At 72.6% G+C, this 2,191-nt stretch carries 2 protein-coding genes and 1 pseudogene; all 3 read left to right on the forward strand.

Annotated elements, in window-relative coordinates:
* Window positions 1-827: pseudogene (locus QH283_RS11845) on the forward strand (MlaD family protein); the annotation flags it as partial.
* Entirely contained in the window at window positions 827-1,864 is a 1,038-nt protein-coding gene (locus QH283_RS11850) for an MlaD family protein (RefSeq protein WP_280503056.1), read from the forward strand. The pseudogene QH283_RS11845 and the gene QH283_RS11850, both read left to right, overlap by 1 nt.
* An 8-nt stretch (window positions 1,865-1,872) precedes the next feature.
* The coding region (locus QH283_RS11855) for an MlaD family protein (protein WP_280503057.1) at window positions 1,873-2,191 on the forward strand (319 nt) is incomplete at its 3' end.

Raw genomic sequence — 2,191 nt, forward strand, 5'->3', positions numbered from 1 at the left:
CGCCGCCCCACCCCCCGCGCGGGCTTACGCCCGCGCCGCCCCCCGGCGGCGGGGGCGTTGCCCCGGTGGGCCCGCGGGGGGCGGTGCCGCGGGCCCCCCCCCGCCGCGCCGCCGACATCGTGGCGGCGGGCGCGGCGGCGGTACGCATCACCGGAGAACTCGACGCGCTGCTCGCCCCCGGCGAGGGCGCGCCCACGCTGAGCCTGCTGGCCGAGGCGGTGCGCGGGCTCGAGCAGTCCGCTCCCGACCTGATCGACGCACTGCACGCGGCGGTGGTGCCCATGCGGACCTTCGCCGAACACCAGGCGGCGCTGGCCGAACTCATGGGCGCGGGCGGGACCACGCTGGCCGCCGTCGACGGCGCGCTCGACCGCCAGGCAGGCCGGATCGACACCGTGCTCGGCGAATTGGCGCCGGTGCTCGACGTCTTCGCCGACGGCGCACCGACCCTCGGGCCGATCGTGGCCCGCTTCAACAAGCTGTCGGGGCTGTGGTTCTCGGAGTTCTACAACGCCGAACATCCGCGCGGCATCGGCAAGTTCCAGTTCCGGCTGACCCCGCACACCCGCTACACCCGCGCCGACTGCCCCCGCTACGGCGAACTCGAAGGCCCGAGCTGTGCCACCGCGCCCACCGAGTTCCCCGTCGAGGAGCTGCCCGAGACCATGGACCCCGGCGCGTACGCGGCCGCGCACCAGCCGGGCCCCGACCTGCCCGCCGACCTGCGCGCGCTGATCGAGCGGGTGCTCACCGGCGGCGGCAACGGCGCCGAGGCCCTGCTCGGGTCGCTGCTGGCCGACGGTCCCTTCCCCACCGGAGGCCGCTGATGAGCTATCGCAGACCCCTGATCGGCGTGAGCCTGTTCGTGACGGTGGCCTTCGCGCTGCTGTGGACCACCTACGTAACGCTGGACCGCCGCGTCGCGGGCGACACCCATGACTACAGCGCGGTCTTCAGCGACGTCAGCGGGCTGCGCGTCGGCGACGACGTGCGCATGGCGGGGGTGCGGGTCGGCCGCGTCGACGCCATCGAACTCGACGGCACGCTCGCCAGGGTCCGTTTCCGCGTCGAGGCGGGCCAGAAGCTCTACGGCGACACCCGCGCCGCCATCACCTACCAGAACGTCATCGGCCAGCGCTATCTGGGCCTGGTGAAAGCCGACCACGGCGACCCCGCCGAACTCGCGCCCGGCGCGGAGATCCCGCTCGAGCACACCGAACCGTCCTTCGACATCTCGGCCCTGCTCAACGGTTTCGAGCCACTGTTCGCCGGACTCGACCCGCACCAGGTGGACAACCTGACCGCCGCGCTGGTCACCGCCCTGCAGGGCGACAACGCCTCGCTGGTGCTGCTCGTCGAACAGGTCTCCGCGCTGGCGCAGGCGCTGGCGGGACCGGACCAGGTGCTCGGCGAGGTCATCGCCAACCTGAACCGGGTGGTGGGCAACCTGGCCGGACAGGCGGGGGAACTGGGTTCGCTGCTCGCGCGCTCCCGCGCCCTGGTCGACGGGCTCAGCGCACATCGCGACGAACTGCTCGGCGCGCTCACCACCGTCTCGGTCACCACCGACCGGATGGCGCGGGCGGTCGACGACATCGAGCCCGACCTGACCGGGATGCTCTACCGCGAACCGGGTTTCACCCGCCACTTCCAGGAGAACAAGCAGAACTTCGCCTATCTCGGGTTCAACATGCCCGCGTTGATGAAGGGGCTGGCCAGAGTGAGCCAGGAGGGCGCCTACCTCAACACCTATCTGTGCAATTTCGGCGTGACCGTGCTGCCCGGACTCAGCAACCTCGTGCCGACCGTCGTCGACCTCGCCACTCCGGGCGGCGAGGCCCAGTATTCGCCCGTGTGCAGGTGAGGGTTGTGATGTCGAGACGAATCCGGCGAAGTTTCCCGTGGCCGCGTCGGCTGCGAGGACTGCGGCTGCGCCCCTTGGAGGACTATCCGCGCCCGGCGCTCGGGGCGCTCGCGCTGGCCGTGCTGCTGGTCGTGGTGGCGGCGGCGGTGACGATAGGTACGAGCGATCCCGGCCGCGTCCGCTACGAGGCCGAGTTCGCGCAGGCCGCCGGCATCGCCGCCGGCGATCTGGTGAGCGTGGCCGGAGTGCCGGTCGGCGCGGTGGACGGGGTGCGCCTGGACGGTGACCGGGTCAGGGTGACCCTGGCGGTGGACTCCTCGGTGGCCC

Origin of the sequence: Nocardia farcinica (assembly GCF_029867845.1) — a bacterium.
In the GTDB taxonomy this organism is placed as follows: Bacteria; Actinomycetota; Actinomycetes; order Mycobacteriales; family Mycobacteriaceae; genus Nocardia; species Nocardia farcinica_A.